Origin of the sequence: Micromonospora citrea (assembly GCF_049629545.1) — a bacterium.
GTDB classification, from domain to species: Bacteria; Actinomycetota; Actinomycetes; order Mycobacteriales; family Micromonosporaceae; genus Micromonospora; species Micromonospora citrea_A.
In genome coordinates this window covers 87,912-103,061 of sequence record NZ_JBNADX010000017.1, presented here as the reverse complement: position 1 = coordinate 103,061, position 15,150 = coordinate 87,912, and the positions used below count along the sequence as shown (strand labels likewise).

The window sequence follows — 15,150 nt, the reverse complement described above, 5'->3', positions numbered from 1 at the left end:
ACGTGCGGCGTGTCGCGGTGTCCCGCAACCCGGACACCGCGACACGCCGCAAACCGCAGCGGCGGAGCCCGGCGGGCGTGGTTTGTGGTCGGCGCGGTGATCCGGTTGACTGGTCCGGTGCTGATGGTGGGTTTGACCGGTGGGATCGGGTCCGGCAAGAGCGCGGTGGCGGCCCGGCTGGCCGAGCGGGGCGCGGTGATCGTGGACTCCGACCGGATCGCCCGCGAGGTGGTCGCCCCGGGCACCGAGGGGCTGGCCGAGATCGTCGCCGCCTTCTCCGAGCGGGTGCTCGACGCCGAGGGCGCGCTCGACCGGGCGGCGCTGGGCGCCCTGGTCTTCGGTGACGAGACGGCCCGCCGCCGGCTGGAGGCGATCACCCACCCCCGGGTCCGGGCCCGCTCCGCCGAACTCGTCGCCGCCGCCCCGGCCGACGCGGTGGTCGTCAACGACGTGCCGTTGCTGGTGGAGGTGGGGCTCGCCCCGACGTTCCACCTGGTGGTGGTCGTGCAGACGGAGGTCGCCACCCGGGTGGAGCGGCTGGCCCGGCACCGGGGCATGTCCCGGGCGGAGGCCGAACGGCGGATCGCCGCGCAGGCCGACGACGCCCGCCGGCAGGCGGTGGCCGACGTGGTGCTGCACAACGACGGCACCCTGGACGAGCTGCACGCGGCGGTGGACGCCCTCTGGCGGGACCGCCTGCTGCCCTACGAGCGCAACGTGCGGCAGCGGCACGCGGTGCGCCCCGAGCGGGTGGTGCTCACCGAACCGGACCCCACCTGGCCCCAGCAGTACGCCCGGCTCGCCGCCCGGATCCGGCACGCGGCCGCCCCGGCGGACCCGCGCGTCGACCACATCGGCTCGACCGCCGTGCCGGGGCTCGCCGCCAAGGACGTGATCGACATCCAGCTCACCGTCGACTCGCTCGAGGAGGCGGACGGGCCGTTGGCCGAGCGCCTGGCCAGGGCCGGTTTCCCCCGGCTGCCCGGCGAGTGGTGGGACAACCCCCGTCCGGCCGGCGACGGGCGGTGGGAGAAGCGGCTGCACGGCAGCGCCGACCCGGCTCGTCCGGCGTACCTGCACCTGCGCGTGGCCGGCTCGCCCGGCTGGCGGTACGCCCTGCTGATGCGCGACCACCTGCGCGCCGACCCCGACCAGCGGGCCGCCTACCTGATGGTGAAGCGGGAGCTGGCGGCGGTCGCCCCGGACAACGGCGCCTACGCGACCGCGAAGGACCCCTGGTTCGACGAGGAGCACCTGCGGGCCGAGGAATGGGCCGACCGGACCGGTTGGCGTCCCTGACCGGACCCGGCCGTCACCGGCACTGACCGGTCAGCGGCGCACCCGGGGTCGACCGGACGGGCGGGACGCGGCGCCCGGCTTCCCGGCCGTCGCCTTCGCGGTGGCCGGCTTCGGTCGGGCCGGCCCGACGCCGGCCGGCACCGGGCCGGGGGCCAGGTCCAGCTGCGCCCATGCGCCGGCGCGGGTACGCAGCTCCAACCGGCGCGGCAGGCCCGTCCGGTCCAGCCAGTAGCGCAGCCGTAGCCCCTGGACGCGCAGCTCGACCACGTCCACCACCCGCCCGGCGACCCGGTCCGTCCGCAGCCGCACGGCGGCGCCGGGACGCAGCGGCGTGCCGCTCGCCCGGACGGCGGTGTCGACCAGCAGGTCGAGGTCGTCGCCGGGGCGTACGCCGCGGCGCCAGCCGGCATCCGGCGGCGGGGGCAGCGGCGGTCCGGTCGGGGCGGTGGCGCTGCCGGCCCCGGGTCCGACCGGCACCTCGGCCCGGGCGAATCCGGCCGGGTCGCGGCGCAGCAGGGTACGCCGGCCGAGGGTGTCCAGCTCGGCCACCGACAGGTACGCCGTCGCGCCGGACCAGCTCACCCAGCCGGAGCCGCGCAGGTTGGCGGCGGCGCCGAGCGGCGCGGTCACGGTGACGGCGGCGCCCGCCTCGGCGCGCAGCCGGGCGGGCACCCGGGCCAGCCGCTCGCCCTCCTCGTCGGTGAGCGCCCGGGGCAGTGCCGCTCGGCCGCCCAGCGCGTCGACCGGCCGCAGCGTGGGCCGGTCGAGGCGGGCCAGCTCGACGGTGACCGGGGCGCCGTCGGGCAGCCGTCCCTGCCACCGGTGCAGCCGGGAGTCGCGGTCGACCCACCAGCGCGGATCGCCGTCCCCGGCCGCGGGCGGGGCGGGCGTGCCGGTGGTGGGGGTGGCCGGGGCGGGCGCGGGCAGCGGGGCCTGGAGCACGTCGACCGGCTCGCCCCCGACGGTCTCCCGCCCCACCCAGCGCCCGCCGCCGCGGCGCAGCGGGTCGGCGGGGTCGGCCTGCCGGGCGCCGAGGCTGAACAGCAGGTCGAGCGTGCCGGCCAGCCCTCGTCCGGCGGGCAGGTCGCGCAGCCGCCAGCGGTCGGCGGGCGGGTCCAGGGGTGGGGGCGTCGACGCCGGTCCCGCCGTCGGGTCGGGCCGGACCACGACGAGCGAGGGGGTCGCCTGGAGCAGCCCGCGGTCGGTCCCGGCGCCCGGCCCGCCCACGTGCAGGTAGGCCAGCGGGCGGGCCCAGTCGATCCAGCCGACGAGGTCGGTGCGGGCCCGGCCGGCGCCGACGACGAGGCGTACCCCGGCCCGGACGTCGCGGTAGTTGGTGACCCGGGTCGCGGCCAGCCGCTCGGACTCGCTCCCGGTCAACGCCCTGGCCGGGCCCGCCGGGGCGGGAGCCCAGTTCAGCAACCCGGCCACCAGCGCCGCGGCGGAGGCGGTGGCGACCACTGCCAGGGCGAGCAGGGTGGTGCGCCGGCGCCCCGGCTCGTCGCCGGGAGGTTCACCGGCGGAGACGTCCGGGGGGATCGGGGCGGCGCGCAGGCCCGGGTCGCGACGCCGCCGGCCGCGCCCACGGCGACGTGGGTCGGGGGAGGTTTCCACGAGGGATGAACGCCCGGCGGGGGGAGAGGGTGACGACGCAGGGGCGCTCGCGGCGGCCGGTCTGCGCCGTGGGCGCGACCACGCTCGGGTGCGCACGCCGGTGATGTCCGGGTGCTGCGACCCCGCGTGCCGGGGGTGGGAGCCCGATGAGGGGCCCGGCCACCGGCCCGGTCGGCCGCCGCGAGCGGCCTACGGCATCCAGGCTAGCGCGGGTGGGATGTGCCACACAACGCGAATATCGAAGCCGATCACGGACCCACCGTAGTGGCCGCGGAGTGTCGGACCCCGGGCGTACCGTGGAGGTCATGGCGCTCGACATTCCCCGGCTGGACGGCCGCTTCCAGGTCGTCAGCGAGTTCCAGCCCGCCGGTGACCAGCCGGCCGCGATCGACGAGCTGGAGCGCCGGGTGCGGCGCGGCGACCGCGACACGGTGCTGCTCGGCGCGACCGGCACCGGCAAGAGCGCCACCACGGCGTGGCTGGTCGAGCGGTTGCAGCGGCCGACCCTGGTGCTCGCCCCCAACAAGACGCTCTGCGCCCAGCTGGCCAAGGAGTTCAGCGAGCTGCTGCCGCACAACGCGGTGGAGTACTTCGTCTCGTACTACGACTACTACCAGCCCGAGGCGTACATCCCGCAGACCGACACCTACATCGAGAAGGACTCCTCGATCAACGAGGAGGTCGAGCGGCTGCGGCACTCGGCCACCATGTCGCTGCTCACCCGCCGCGACGTGATCGTGGTGGCCACGGTCTCCGCGATCTACGGCCTGGGCACCCCGGAGGAGTACCTCGACCGCGCGGTGCGGGTCGCCGTCGGGCAGGAGCTCGACCGCGACCAGCTGCTGCGCCGGCTGGTCGACATCCAGTACACCCGCAACGACATGGCCTTCCAGCGGGGGACGTTCCGGGTCCGCGGCGACACGCTGGAGATCATCCCGGCGTACGAGGAGCTGGCCGTCCGGATCGAGCTCTTCGGTGACGAGGTGGAGAAGCTCTACTACCTCAACCCGCTCACCGGCGACGTGGTCAAGGAGGTCGACGGGCTGGTGATCTTCCCGGCCACCCACTACGCGGCCGGCCCGGAGCGGATGGAGCGGGCGATCCGCGACATCGAGACCGAGCTGGGCGAGCGGCTGGCCGAGCTGGAGCGGCAGGGCAAGCTGCTGGAGGCGCAGCGGCTGCGGATGCGCACCACCTACGACATCGAGATGATGCGGCAGGTCGGCTTCTGCTCCGGCATCGAGAACTACTCGATGCACATGGACGGCCGGCTGCCCGGCAGCCCCCCGCACTGTCTGCTCGACTACTTCCCCGACGACTTCCTCACCGTGGTCGACGAGTCGCACGTCACCATCCCGCAGATCGGCGGCATGTACGAGGGCGACGCGTCGCGCAAGCGGATGCTCATCGACCACGGCTTCCGGCTGCCCAGCGCCGCCGACAACCGCCCGCTGCGCTTCGACGAGTTCCTGGAGCGGGTGGGCCAGATGGTCTATCTCTCCGCCACCCCCGGCCCGTGGGAGCTGGAGCGGGCCCAGGGTGAGTTCGTCGAGCAGGTGATCCGGCCGACCGGCCTGATCGACCCGGAGGTGGTGGTCAAGCCCACCAAGGGCCAGATCGACGACCTGATGCACGAGATCAAGCTGCGCACCGAGCGGGACGAGCGGGTGCTGGTCACCACGCTGACCAAGAAGATGGCCGAGGACCTTTCGGACTACCTGCTGGAGAACGGCATCCGGGTGCGCTATCTGCACTCCGAGGTCGACACCCTGCGCCGGGTCGAGCTGCTGCGCGAGCTGCGCAAGGGCGACTACGACGTGCTGGTCGGCATCAACCTGCTCCGCGAGGGCCTGGACCTGCCCGAGGTCTCCCTGGTCGCGATCCTCGACGCCGACAAGGAGGGCTTCCTGCGCAGCGGCCGGTCGTTGATCCAGACCATCGGCCGGGCCGCCCGGAACGTCTCCGGGCAGGTCCACATGTACGCCGACAAGATCACCCCGTCGATGGCGGCCGCGATCGACGAGACCAACCGCCGGCGGGCCAAGCAGATCGCGCACAACGAGGCGCACGGCATCAGCCCCGAGCCGCTCCGTAAGAAGATCCACGACATCCTCGACGACATCTACCGCGAGGCGGAGGACACCGAGAACTCGCGGGTCGGCGGCGCGGTGCGGCAGCTCTCCCGGGGCAAGGCGCCGGTCAAGGAGACCCGCAGCCGCAGCCGGGCCGCCGCCGGCCCGTCGCGGGAGGGGATGGCGCGCGCCGACCTGGCGCAGCTCATCCAGGAGCTCAACGACCAGATGCTGGCCGCCGCCCGGGAGTTGCAGTTCGAGCTCGCCGCCCGGATCCGCGACGAGGTCGCCGAGCTGAAGAAGGAACTGCGCGGCATGGACGCCGCAGGCGTGAAGTGACGGACGGGGGCGGGGCCGGGCCGGGGATGGTCGTGGGCCGTCCCGACGTCCGGCTGCGCGGCTTCGTCGACCGGTACGTCGGCTATCGGGAGGCGACCGCGCTGCCCCTGGTACGCCGGGAGGCCGCCGGCGCCTTCGTGGTGCTGATCCTCGGCTGGGGCGCGCCCCTGGACGTGGTCGATCCGCGGTGCGCCGAGCGCGGCGCGTACGGGGTGGACTCGTTCGTGGCCGGCACGTTCGACGGCTGGTGCACCACCCGCACCGTGGGGGTGGGTACGGGCGTGGAACTGCTGCTCGCCCCGCTGGCCGCTCGCCGGATCCTCGGCGTGCCCCTGGTCGAGTTGGCGAACCGCGCGGTGGCGGTGGACCGGCTCGCCGACGGCTGGCTCGACCGGCTGCGCCGCCGGTTGGCCGAGACGCCGCAGTGGCCCGGGCGGTTCCGGTTGCTCGACGCCGCGCTGGCCGCCCGGCTGGCCGCCACCGAACCGGTCGACCCCCGGTTGGCGTGGGCCTGGGGCCGGTTGGCCGGCAGCGCCGGGCGGGTGGGCGTCGGCTCGCTCGCCGCCGAGCTCGGTTGGAGCCGTCGCCATCTGGCCACCGTGTTCCGGCGCGAGGTCGGGCTCCCCCCGAAGACGACGGCACGACTGCTGCGCTTCGCCCGGGCCCACGCGGCGCTCACCGGTGGGCGGTCGCCGGGTGCGCCGCCGCCCGGCGGCGCCGAGGTGGCCGCCCACTACGGCTACTACGACCAGTCGCACCTGATCCGGGAGTTCCACGAGTTCGCCGGCGCGACCCCGCTGCGCCTGGCCAGGTCACATCCGTCCAATCCCGGCTGACCGTCGGGGCGGCACAGTGGGCGCATGCGAACCCTTTACCCGGTCTTCAGCTATCCCGACGCCCGCGCCGCGATGGACTGGCTCTGTGCCGCCTTCGGCTTTCAGGTGCACGCGGTGCACGACGCCCCGGACGGCGCGGTGGCGCACGCCGAACTCGTCCTCGGCACCGGAATGATCATGCTCGGTGAGCGGGCCGGTCACCGGCCACGCCCCGCCGACGACGACTGGTCGGTCTACGTGGCGCTCGACGACGTCGACGCGCACTGCGCGCGCGCCCGGGCGGCGGGCGCGGAGATCGTACGGGAGCCGTTCGACACCGACTACGGCTCGCGCGACTACGCCGCCCGGGACCTCGCCGGCAACGTCTGGTCGTTCGGCACGTACCGGCCCTGACCCCGGCCCGCGCAGCGGTGCCGGGCGCCGGTCGCGGCGAGTCGGTCCGGCGCCGCCGTCGGCCCGCGGGCCCGGTGCCGACGAGCCGGCGGCGGGCGCGGCGGGCCCGGTGCCGCAGCTCCGGACACGATGGACGGTCGCTATCCGCAAGCGAGCTATTGCAGTGTGTGACGGTCCTGCGTACCCTCCGTCGTGGGGAGGCGGGGATGCCGTTGTCATCGAGTCCGGTCATTCGACGCGCGCGACTCGGCGCCGAGTTGCGCCAGTTGCGCAGGCTGAGGTCGCTCACCCTGGAGCAGGTCTGCGGCCTGCTGGGGTGGGCCTCGACCTCCAAGCTGTCCCGCATCGAGTTGGGGCAGAGCCGGCCCGACCTCGCCGACGTGCTCGACCTGCTGGACGTCTACCAGGTGCCGCCGCCGCAACGGGACGCGCTGATCGTCATCGCCCGGGACGCGGCGACCAGTCGCGGCTGGTGGCGGACGCTCGGCGAGATGCACGAGCGGCAGCGCACGTACGCCGAACTGGAGGCGGGCGCGGCGGTCATCGTGGAGTACCAGCCGGCCGTCGTGCCCGGCCTGCTCCAGTCGCCCGGGTACGCCCGCCAGCGCATCGCCGCCGGCCGGCTGCTGCACCCCGAGGTCGACGTCGAGGCCGACGTGCGGGCCCGACTCATGCGCCAGGACGTGCTGCGCCGCGCCGACCCGCCCCGCTACACCGCACTGCTCGACGAGCGGGTCTGCGACCAGGGCGGCCTGTCGCCCGAACTGTGGCGGGAGCAGGTGGCGCACCTGGTCGCCCTGGCCGACCTGCCGCACGTGACGGTTCGCGTGGTGCCCCGTGCCGCCGCGCCCCGCGCCGGGCTGCATCCGTTGACCGGCTACTCCAGCTACGCGTTCCCCGACCCGGCCGATCCGCGTACGGTCATGCTGGAGACGCTCACCGCCGACGTGCGGCTGGTCTCCGACGCCGACGTCGCCCGCTACGAGCGGATGAGCGACTGGCTGGCGTCGGTCGCCCTCGGCGGTGACGAGACGCTGGCGTTGCTGCGCGACCGGGCGGCCGTGGCGGCCAACGGCCATCACCCGCCGGATCCGGCCGCCGCCACGCCACCGGAGGCCTGAGCCGGGGGTCGTCCGCGATCGGGTCCGGAGCGGCGCCGCCCGCCCGCCGACCGGCGTTGGTCGGCTCACCGGTACCGGTGGAAGCCGCCCTCCGAGTCGATCACCTGGCCGGTGATCCAGCCGGCCTCGGGCGAGCAGAGGAAGCGGACCAGCCGGGCGGCGTCCTCCGGGGTGCCCCAGCGGCCCCCGGGGAAGAGGCTCGCCACGGCGGCGTGCGCGTCCGGCGGGGCGTACCCGGTGTCGGTCGGTCCCGGGTTGACGCAGTTGACGGTGATGCCGCGCGGCATCAGCAGTGGGGCGAGCTGGACGGTGAGGTTCTCCACGCCCGCCTTGCTGGCCGCGTAGGCCAGTTCGCTCGGCATCGGGCCGAGCCGCTGGCCGCTGGAGAAGAGCACCAGCCGGCCGTCCGCCCCGGCGAAGGTCGCGGCGAACGCCTCGGCGAGCAGCAGCGTGGCCCGGACGTTGACCAGTAGGTGCCGGTCGATCTCACCGGCGTCGAGTGTGCCGAGCGGCGTGTGGGTGGAGTACGCGTGCACGGCCGTCACCACGTCGAGCCGGCCGTGCCGGCGGATCGCCTCGGCGACCAGCGCGGCGGGAGCGGTCGGGTCGAGCAGGTCGGTGGGAACGTGATCCGCCGCGCCGCCGAGTTCGGCGAGGAGCTCGGGCACGCCGTCGGGGTCGCCGCCGTAGGGCTGGGCGTCGTCGTAGGCCGGCAGGCCGGTCAGCAGCAGCCGGTACCCGTCGGCGGCGAGCGCCCGGGCGACTGCGGCGCCGATGCCGATCCGCCTGCTCACCCCGGTCACCAGCGCCACGCGATCAGTCATGATCGTCAGTCAACCCAACCGCCCCGATCGCCGCAACGGGAATGTCACGCGGTCACCGGACCCGGCGCCCCCGAACGCGTCGGGGCCGGTGTGCCGCGCGTGTGCCGCACGGTAACCCGGGGGTCCGACAAAGACGGGTGTGGATCGAGTCCGGCTCAGGCGGGGACGTCGACGAAGTGCTCGACGTGGGGCGGGCCGGCGAAGTGCGGACCGATCAGCGCGCGCCACTTCCCGAACGCCTCGGTGGCCCGGAAGTTCTCCTCGTGCGCCTGCACCGAGTCCCACTCGACCAGCAGCACGAAGCGGGTCGGGGTCTCGATGCCCCGGGTCATCCGGACCGATCGGCAGCCCTCGGCCGCCGTGATGACGGCGTGCGCCTGCGCGTACGCGGCGGCGAATTCGTCCTCGTGTCCGGGCAGTACGTCGATGAGCGCGACCTCAAGCACCATGCCCGAAGCCTCGCACGCCGCGCGACGGGACCGACGGGGTGGGGTCTTCTCCGCCGGGCGGCGCGGCCCTAGGGTGATCGCTCGGGGTCGGGGGAGGGGCAGATCATGCTGGACTGGTTGACCGCGGTCGCGTTCACCGTCGGAGGTGTCGGGACGACCTGGGCGGAGGCGCTCGGCTTCGCCACCGGGGTGCTCAACGTCTGGCTGATCACCCGGCAGCACATCGTGAACTGGCCGGTCGGCATCGCCAACGTGCTGCTGCTGATGGTGCTCTTCTGGACCGCCGGCCTGTACGCCGACGCCGGCCTCCAGGTGGTCTACGTGCTGCTCGGCCTCTACGGCTGGTACCACTGGCTCTTCGGCGGTGAGCGGCGCGGCCGGCTCACGGTCAGCCGGACGACCGGGCGGGAGTGGGCCGGGCTGGCGGTCGTCGGTGTGCTGCTCACCGGCGGGCTCTGGGCCCTGCTGGACCGGGCCACCGACTCGACGGTGCCGCTGGCCGACGCGGTCACCACCGCGCTGTCGCTGCTGGCCACCTACGGACAGACCCGCAAGCTGGTGGAGAGCTGGTGGCTGTGGATCGTGGCCGATCTGATCTACATCCCGCTCTACGGGTACAAGGGGCTCTGGCTCACCGGCGCGTTGTACCTGATCTTCCTGGCGCTCTGCGTGCTCGGTCTGCGGGCCTGGCGGGCCGATCTGCGCCGTGCCGGCACCCCGAGCGTGGTGCCGCCGGGTCCGGCCCCGGTGACCGCGTGAGCGCTTTGTCCGCCGGTCCGGCCCGGCCGGAGTTCCGACACGGCATGGTGGTCGGCAAGTTCTACCCGCCGCATGCCGGGCACCACGCGCTGATCGAGGCCGCCGCGGCCCGCTGCGCGGCGGTCACCGTGGTGGTCGCCCCGTCGCGCCGGGAGTCGATCCCGCTCGCGCTGCGGCTGGACTGGCTGCGCGAGGCGCACGCGCACACCCCCTGGGTCCGGTTCGTCGGCCGCTACGACGACCACCCGGTCGACTACGCCGACCCGGCGGCCTGGGACGCGCACTGCGCGGTCTTCCGGTCCGCGCTGGGCGGACGTGCGGTGGACGCGGTGTTCTCCTCCGAGGCGTACGGCGGGGAACTGGCCCGGCGGTTCGACGCCACGGCGGTCTGCGTGGACCCGGACCGGCGCGTCGTGCCGGTCTCCGGCACGGCGGTGCGGGCGGACCCGGCAGGGCACTGGGCGGCACTGAGCCCGCCGGTGCGGGCCTGGTTCGTCCGGCGGGTGGTGGTGGTCGGGGCGGAGTCCACCGGCACCACCACGATGGCCGCCGCCCTCGCCGCTCACTACGGCACGGCCTGGGTGCCGGAGTACGGCCGGGAGTTGACCGCGCGCAAGCTGGCCCGGCTGCGGGTCCGTCGGCCGGCGGCGACGGTCTTCGACGTCACCTGGGACGCCGCCGACTTCGTCGAGGTGGTCCGCGCCCAGCAGGCGGCGGAGGACGCCGCGGCGCGGTCGAGCGGCCCGCTGCTGGTCTGCGACACCGACGCCCGGGCGACCGCGGTCTGGGAGGAGCGCTACCTGGGCTCGGCGTCGGAGCGGGTCCGGGCGGCGGCCCGACGGCCGGCGTTGTATCTGCTCACCGACCACGCCGGGGTGCCGTTCGACGACGACGGGCTGCGTGACGGCGCGCACCTGCGGGCCTGGATGACCGAGCGGTTCCGGGCCGAGCTGGCCGGGTGCGGGGTGCCGGTGATCGAACTCACCGGGCCGCCTCCGGTGCGGCTGGCCCGGGCGGTGGCGGCCTGCGACGCGTTGCTGGCCGCCGGTTGGTCCCTCGCGGACCCCTTGACGGCACCGGGCTGAGCCGCACGTCCGCTGCCCGGCGGAGGGGTGGAGACCTCGACACCTAGCCTCCTAGGAAGCCGTAGGGGCGGTGACGGCGTCCGCTGTCGGAACGTGATGCTGCCGGCAATCAGGGATCCTGGAGATGCGCTGTTCGGTCGGGATGGTGAACAATGGCGGCCGAGGAGGGGAGTATTCCCTCGCGACGGAGTCGTCAGCACGGTCGACCGCCAACCCCCGGCACCCGACCCGGCTCCGTCGGTCGACGTCCCGCTCGCGGGCCGTCGGCGGAAGAGACCTCCGACAGTCACCAGAGTCCGCGTCGCCACCCGCGCCGCCCTGACCCGGGCGTACGGTGTGCCCGACGCCGCGTGTCTGCCGGAGGAATGGATTGAACGTGTCCGGAATGGTGTGGGCGGGAACGCTCGTCGCGATGACGGCGATGCTCCTCGTCGACCTCTTCATCGTCGGTCGCCGCCCGCACGAGCCCAGCATCCGTGAGTCGAGCATCTGGGTCGGCTTCTACGTGGGCCTGGCCCTGCTCTTCGGCGCGGGTCTCTGGCTCACCTCCGGCGCGAGCGTGGCCGGACAGTTCTACACCGGCTGGCTCACCGAGTACAGCCTCTCGGTGGACAACCTCTTCGTCTTCGTCATCATCATGGCCCGGTTCGGGGTGCCCCGGCAGTACCAGCAGAAGGTGCTGCTCATCGGCATCGTGCTGGCCCTGGTCATGCGCGGTGGCTTCATCGCGGCCGGCGCGGCGCTGATCTCCCAGTTCTCCTGGGTCTTCTACATCTTCGGCGCGTTCCTGATCTACACGGCGGTCAACCTGGCCCGCCAGGGCGAGCCGGACGAGGACGAGTTCAGCGAGAACGTGCTGATCCGGTGGAGCCGCAAGGCGCTGCCGATCTCCAAGGACTACGACGGCGCGAAGCTGACCACGTACCAGGCCGGCAAGCGGCTGTTCACCCCGATGCTGATCGTGATGATCGCCATCGGCACCACCGACCTGATCTTCGCGCTGGACTCCATCCCCGCGATCTTCGGCATCACCCAGGAGCCGTACCTGGTCTTCACCGCGAACGTGTTCGCGCTGATGGGATTGCGTCAGCTCTACTTCCTGCTCGGCGGCCTGCTGGACCGGCTGATCTACCTCAGCTACGGCCTGGCGGTGGTGCTCGGCTTCATCGGCGTCAAGCTGGTGCTGGAGGCGCTGGCCGACAACCAGTTGCCGTTCATCAACGGTGGCGAGCACGTCGGCTGGGCCCCGCACATCCCGATCTGGCTCTCGCTGACGGTCATCCTCGGCACCCTCGCCGCGGCCACCGTCGCCAGCCTGGTCAAGTCCTCCCGGGACCGTCGCCGCGAACTGGCCGACGCCCGCCGCTGACCCGGGCACCTGACGTAGGGGCGCCCTCCACCCGGAGGGCGCCCCTACGCGTACGGGTCAGACCCGCCGGACGGCCACCAGGGTGGCCACCCGCTCGGGTGGCAGCGCCTCCTCCAGGACCCGGCGCTGCCGGTAGCAGGCGTGCAGCATCCGCCGTTCGTCGGTCGTGGGTTCGGCGGTGACGATGCCGACGTGGTGGATGTGCCGGCCGGGACGGGCGAAGAAGTAGAGGTCGCCAGGGCGTTCCTCGCCGAGCGGCACCTCGGTGGTCGCGCCGGCCTGGTCGTCGGCGTCCCGGGGCAGGGTCACCCCGAACCGGCGCCAGGCCAGGTGCACCAGTCCCGAGCAGTCGATGCCGTGGCCGGAGAGCCCGCCCCAGACGTAGACCACGTCGCGCAGCCGCTCGGCCAGGGCCAGCACCTCGGTCGGCTTCGGGTGCCCGGTGGGCAGGGCGACCACGTCCGCCTCCGGCGCCCAGAGCGGGCCGGGACGTCCGGGGACGCACACCGGCTGCCAGCCGTCGGCGGGCGTGCCGGCCGGATCGATCCGGGTGCCCAGCACGACTCCGGACAGCGCCGCGGGGCCGCCCGGCGCGGTGTGCAGCGTGGTGACGGCCGCGTCGACGACCAGCGGGGCGCCGGCCGGGGGCGCCGGGTCGGCGGGGGCGAGCTGCGCGGTGGGCAGCCAGCCGGGGTAGCCGTGTGGATCGAGCTTCGCGGACGGCTGGCCGAGGGCGACGACGTGCGCCCAGCCGTCCGGGCGCAGCGCGGTGACGAGCACCCGTTCACCGAGCAGGAGCTGGGTGAGCACGCAGTCGCCGACCCGCTGGTCGGCGTCCATCCCGGCGATCCAGGCGGGGATGTCGGTGTGCGGGGCGAGGGCGGGGCGGTCGGCGGGCCGTACCGCGCCGGGGTCGGCCCAGAGCGTGGCGACGGAGACCCGGACGACGGCCTCGCGGCCCGGTTGCAGCTTCACGTCGACCTCCGGTTGCGGGCGCCTACCCGACCCTATGAAGAAAACCAACGATCATCAACCGTGCTGTTGCACTTTTACTTCAGTCACCGAGGAGATGCCGAGCCCCGGGGCGTCGGGCAGTACGACGCCCGCGCCGTCGTACCGGATGCCGCCGCGCACCGGCGACCAGGCCAGCCACCAGGCGGCGTCGAGATCGGACACGGCGCTGGTGCGGTACGCGGCGACCAGGCTCGCGGCGGCGCCGACGCCGACCGCGCTCTCCATCATCGAGCCGACGACCGTGCCCATGCCGTGCGCGCGGGCGAGGTCCAGCAGCGTGCGGGCGGGCTGCAGGCCGCCGCACTTGGCCAGCTTCACGTTCACCATGTCGGCCGCCCGCCGGCGGATCACCTCGACCAGGTCGCGAACCCCGAAGACCGACTCGTCGGCCAGGATCGGCACGGTCACCCGGTCGCTGACCCAGGCCAGCCCGTCCAGGTCCCATTGGGGCACCGGCTGCTCGACCAGTTCGACGTCGAGCCCGGCGTCCTCGATGCCGCGGATCACCCGGACCGCCTCGCGGGGCGTCCAGCCCTGGTTGGCGTCCAGCCGCACGCGCACCCCCGGACCGACGGCCGCCCGCACCGCGCGGACCCGGTCCAGGTCGCCCGCGGCGTCCGTGCCCACCTTGAGCTTGAGCACGTCGAAGCCCTCGGCCCGGCGCTGCCGGGCCGAAGCCGCCAACTCCACCGCGTCGCCGGCGGCCAGCGTGACGTCCGTCGGGACGCGCAGCGCCGTGCCGCCGAGCAGCCGCACCAGGGGTACGCCGAGTCGCCGCGCCGCCAGGTCGTGCAGCGCGACGTCCAGCGCCGCCTTCGCCGACTCGTTGCCGGCGACCGCCGCCTGCACCTCGGCGCAGCGGGCCACCAGGTCGTCGGCGTCCCGGCCGACGACCGCGGGGCCCAGCACGTCGCGCACGCACGTCTCGGCGCCGGTCACCGACGCGCCGGTGACCTGCCAGACCTGCGGCGCCTCCCCGAAACCGGAGCGCCCGTCCTCGTCGAACACCTCCACCACCAGCGTGTCCACCGTGGTGGTGCGCCGCAGCGCGGTGACGAACGGCGTGTGTAAGGGGGCGGAAAGCCGGTGGGTGCGTACCGCGGCGATCGTCATGTGCGGCACCCTATACGCAGCCGGACAGGGGGAGGGGTACCGAAGATGGACGGGCGGGACTGGGAACTGGTGGGTGCGCCGAACGCGCGTGACCTGGGTGGGATGAGCACCGCCGACGGCCGCCGGGTACGCGCCGGCCGGCTGCTGCGCACCCCGGCGCTGGGCCGGCTGACCGATGAGGACCTGCCGGTGCTGGGCAAGCTGGCGCCGGCCTGCGTGGTGGACCTGCGGGACGCCTCCGAGATGTCGGTCGCCCCGGCGGACCGGCTGGTGGGGGAGCCGCGAGTGGTGCACCTGCCCGTGCACGACCCGGCGCACCCGGTCTTCACGTACGTCTCTGCGGTGCTGCTCGGCCACGACCTGGAGGCGTACGACGAGCTGGCAGAGGAGGGCACGCCGGCGGCGATGGCGGCGATCTACCGCTGGTTCGTCACCGGGGAGTCGGCCCGGGCCGGGTTCGGTACGGCGGTGCGGCTGGCCGCCGAGGCGCGCAACCTGCCGCTGCTGTTCCACTGCTCGGCCGGCAAGGACCGCACCGGCTGGCTGGCGGTGGTGCTGCTGACCGCGCTGGGGGTGGACGACGCGGAGATCCGGGCCGACTACCTGCGCAACAACGAACTGAGCCTCAGCCTGCGCGAGGTGCTGCTGGAGGCGATGGCGCGACGGCATCCGGCGCTGGACCCGCAGACCGTGCGGCCGGTGCTGGAGGTGCGCCCGGAGTACCTGGACGCCGCGTACGACGAGGTGCGCCGGGTGCACGGGTCGTTCGAGGCGTACCTGCGCGACGGGCTGGGCGTCACCGACGAGGTGCGCGCCGCGCTGCGGGACAACCTGCTGGAGTGACCCCGCCGCGCCCGGTGTCC

14 protein-coding genes are annotated in these 15,150 nt (G+C 74.4%); 9 read left to right on the top strand and 5 right to left on the bottom strand.

Features of this window, described 5'->3' with window-relative positions; genetic code table 11:
• Nucleotides 1-117 precede the first annotated feature (117 nt).
• Nucleotides 118-1,299 carry a dephospho-CoA kinase gene (gene coaE, locus ACPFP2_RS19245; RefSeq protein ID WP_424090553.1) on the top strand — a complete coding sequence of 394 codons (1,182 nt, stop codon included), beginning with the start codon at nucleotides 118-120 and terminating at the stop codon, nucleotides 1,297-1,299.
• 30 nt (nucleotides 1,300-1,329) lie between these two features.
• Here the strand turns inward: coaE and ACPFP2_RS19240 are convergent, their stop codons facing one another.
• Nucleotides 1,330-2,913, bottom strand: a complete 1,584-nt coding sequence (locus ACPFP2_RS19240) for a hypothetical protein (protein WP_424090552.1) — start codon at nucleotides 2,911-2,913, stop codon at nucleotides 1,330-1,332.
• Between the two features lie 305 nt (nucleotides 2,914-3,218).
• Between ACPFP2_RS19240 and uvrB the strand changes: the two genes are divergently transcribed.
• The 4 genes from uvrB to ACPFP2_RS19220 all read left to right on the top strand — a co-directional run bounded on the left by uvrB (nucleotide 3,219) and on the right by ACPFP2_RS19220 (nucleotide 7,674).
• Complete coding sequence (uvrB, locus tag ACPFP2_RS19235) at nucleotides 3,219-5,324, top strand: excinuclease ABC subunit UvrB (RefSeq protein ID WP_424090551.1); 2,106 nt, start codon at nucleotides 3,219-3,221, stop codon at nucleotides 5,322-5,324.
• A 26-nt stretch (nucleotides 5,325-5,350) separates the two neighbouring features.
• On the top strand, nucleotides 5,351-6,160 hold the full coding sequence (locus ACPFP2_RS19230) for a helix-turn-helix domain-containing protein (RefSeq protein WP_424090596.1): 810 nt from the start codon (nucleotides 5,351-5,353) through the stop codon (nucleotides 6,158-6,160).
• Nucleotides 6,161-6,184: 24 nt separating this feature from the next.
• A complete protein-coding gene (locus ACPFP2_RS19225; RefSeq protein WP_424090550.1) occupies nucleotides 6,185-6,553 on the top strand; it encodes a VOC family protein in 369 nt (122 codons plus the stop codon).
• Nucleotides 6,554-6,759: 206 nt separating this feature from the next.
• Nucleotides 6,760-7,674: a DUF5753 domain-containing protein gene (locus tag ACPFP2_RS19220; protein ID WP_424090549.1), complete on the top strand. Its 915-nt coding sequence runs from the start codon at nucleotides 6,760-6,762 to the stop codon at nucleotides 7,672-7,674.
• A gap of 65 nt (nucleotides 7,675-7,739) precedes the next feature.
• Here ACPFP2_RS19220 and ACPFP2_RS19215 read toward each other — a convergent pair whose 3' ends face one another.
• A complete protein-coding gene (locus tag ACPFP2_RS19215; protein WP_424090548.1) occupies nucleotides 7,740-8,498 on the bottom strand; it encodes an SDR family oxidoreductase in 759 nt (252 codons plus the stop codon).
• 155 nt (nucleotides 8,499-8,653) lie between these two features.
• Nucleotides 8,654-8,947 carry an antibiotic biosynthesis monooxygenase family protein gene (locus ACPFP2_RS19210; RefSeq protein WP_424090547.1) on the bottom strand — a complete coding sequence of 98 codons (294 nt, stop codon included), beginning with the start codon at nucleotides 8,945-8,947 and terminating at the stop codon, nucleotides 8,654-8,656.
• Nucleotides 8,948-9,052: 105 nt separating this feature from the next.
• On the opposite strand from ACPFP2_RS19210, the gene pnuC reads away from it, so the two are divergent.
• From pnuC to ACPFP2_RS19195, 3 genes are all read left to right on the top strand, one after another.
• Nucleotides 9,053-9,706, top strand: a complete 654-nt coding sequence (gene pnuC / locus ACPFP2_RS19205) for a nicotinamide riboside transporter PnuC (protein ID WP_424090546.1) — start codon at nucleotides 9,053-9,055, stop codon at nucleotides 9,704-9,706.
• Entirely contained in the window at nucleotides 9,703-10,791 is a 1,089-nt protein-coding gene (locus ACPFP2_RS19200) for an AAA family ATPase (protein ID WP_424090545.1), read from the top strand. Before pnuC ends, ACPFP2_RS19200 begins: the two co-directional genes overlap by 4 nt.
• Nucleotides 10,792-11,161: 370 nt before the next feature.
• Nucleotides 11,162-12,160, top strand: a complete 999-nt coding sequence (locus ACPFP2_RS19195) for a TerC family protein (protein WP_424090544.1) — start codon at nucleotides 11,162-11,164, stop codon at nucleotides 12,158-12,160.
• Between the two features lie 57 nt (nucleotides 12,161-12,217).
• Here the strand turns inward: ACPFP2_RS19195 and ACPFP2_RS19190 are convergent, their stop codons facing one another.
• Nucleotides 12,218-13,135 carry an NlpC/P60 family protein gene (locus ACPFP2_RS19190; protein ID WP_424090543.1) on the bottom strand — a complete coding sequence of 306 codons (918 nt, stop codon included), beginning with the start codon at nucleotides 13,133-13,135 and terminating at the stop codon, nucleotides 12,218-12,220.
• 54 nt (nucleotides 13,136-13,189) lie between these two features.
• Entirely contained in the window at nucleotides 13,190-14,287 is a 1,098-nt protein-coding gene (locus ACPFP2_RS19185) for a mandelate racemase/muconate lactonizing enzyme family protein (RefSeq protein WP_424090542.1), read from the bottom strand.
• 45 nt (nucleotides 14,288-14,332) lie between these two features.
• Between ACPFP2_RS19185 and ACPFP2_RS19180 the strand changes: the two genes are divergently transcribed.
• Nucleotides 14,333-15,130 (top strand): tyrosine-protein phosphatase, encoded by a 798-nt coding sequence (locus tag ACPFP2_RS19180; RefSeq protein ID WP_424090541.1) that lies wholly within the window; start codon nucleotides 14,333-14,335, stop codon nucleotides 15,128-15,130.
• Nucleotides 15,131-15,150: the final 20 nt, after the last annotated feature.

What these genes read in the sequence shown, in the direction of transcription:
- uvrB (WP_424090551.1), top strand. Translation starts at nt 3,219, where the DNA reads ATGGCGCTCGACATTCCCCGGCTGGACGGCCGCTTCCAGGTCGTCAGC.
- ACPFP2_RS19230 (WP_424090596.1), top strand. Translation starts at nt 5,351, where the DNA reads ATGGTCGTGGGCCGTCCCGACGTCCGGCTGCGCGGCTTCGTCGACCGG.
- ACPFP2_RS19225 (WP_424090550.1), top strand. Translation starts at nt 6,185, where the DNA reads ATGCGAACCCTTTACCCGGTCTTCAGCTATCCCGACGCCCGCGCCGCG.
- ACPFP2_RS19220 (WP_424090549.1), top strand. Translation starts at nt 6,760, where the DNA reads ATGCCGTTGTCATCGAGTCCGGTCATTCGACGCGCGCGACTCGGCGCC.
- ACPFP2_RS19215 (WP_424090548.1), bottom strand. Translation starts at nt 8,498, where the DNA reads ATGACTGATCGCGTGGCGCTGGTGACCGGGGTGAGCAGGCGGATCGGC.
- ACPFP2_RS19210 (WP_424090547.1), bottom strand. Translation starts at nt 8,947, where the DNA reads ATGGTGCTTGAGGTCGCGCTCATCGACGTACTGCCCGGACACGAGGAC.
- pnuC (WP_424090546.1), top strand. Translation starts at nt 9,053, where the DNA reads ATGCTGGACTGGTTGACCGCGGTCGCGTTCACCGTCGGAGGTGTCGGG.
- ACPFP2_RS19185 (WP_424090542.1), bottom strand. Translation starts at nt 14,287, where the DNA reads ATGACGATCGCCGCGGTACGCACCCACCGGCTTTCCGCCCCCTTACAC.
- ACPFP2_RS19180 (WP_424090541.1), top strand. Translation starts at nt 14,333, where the DNA reads ATGGACGGGCGGGACTGGGAACTGGTGGGTGCGCCGAACGCGCGTGAC.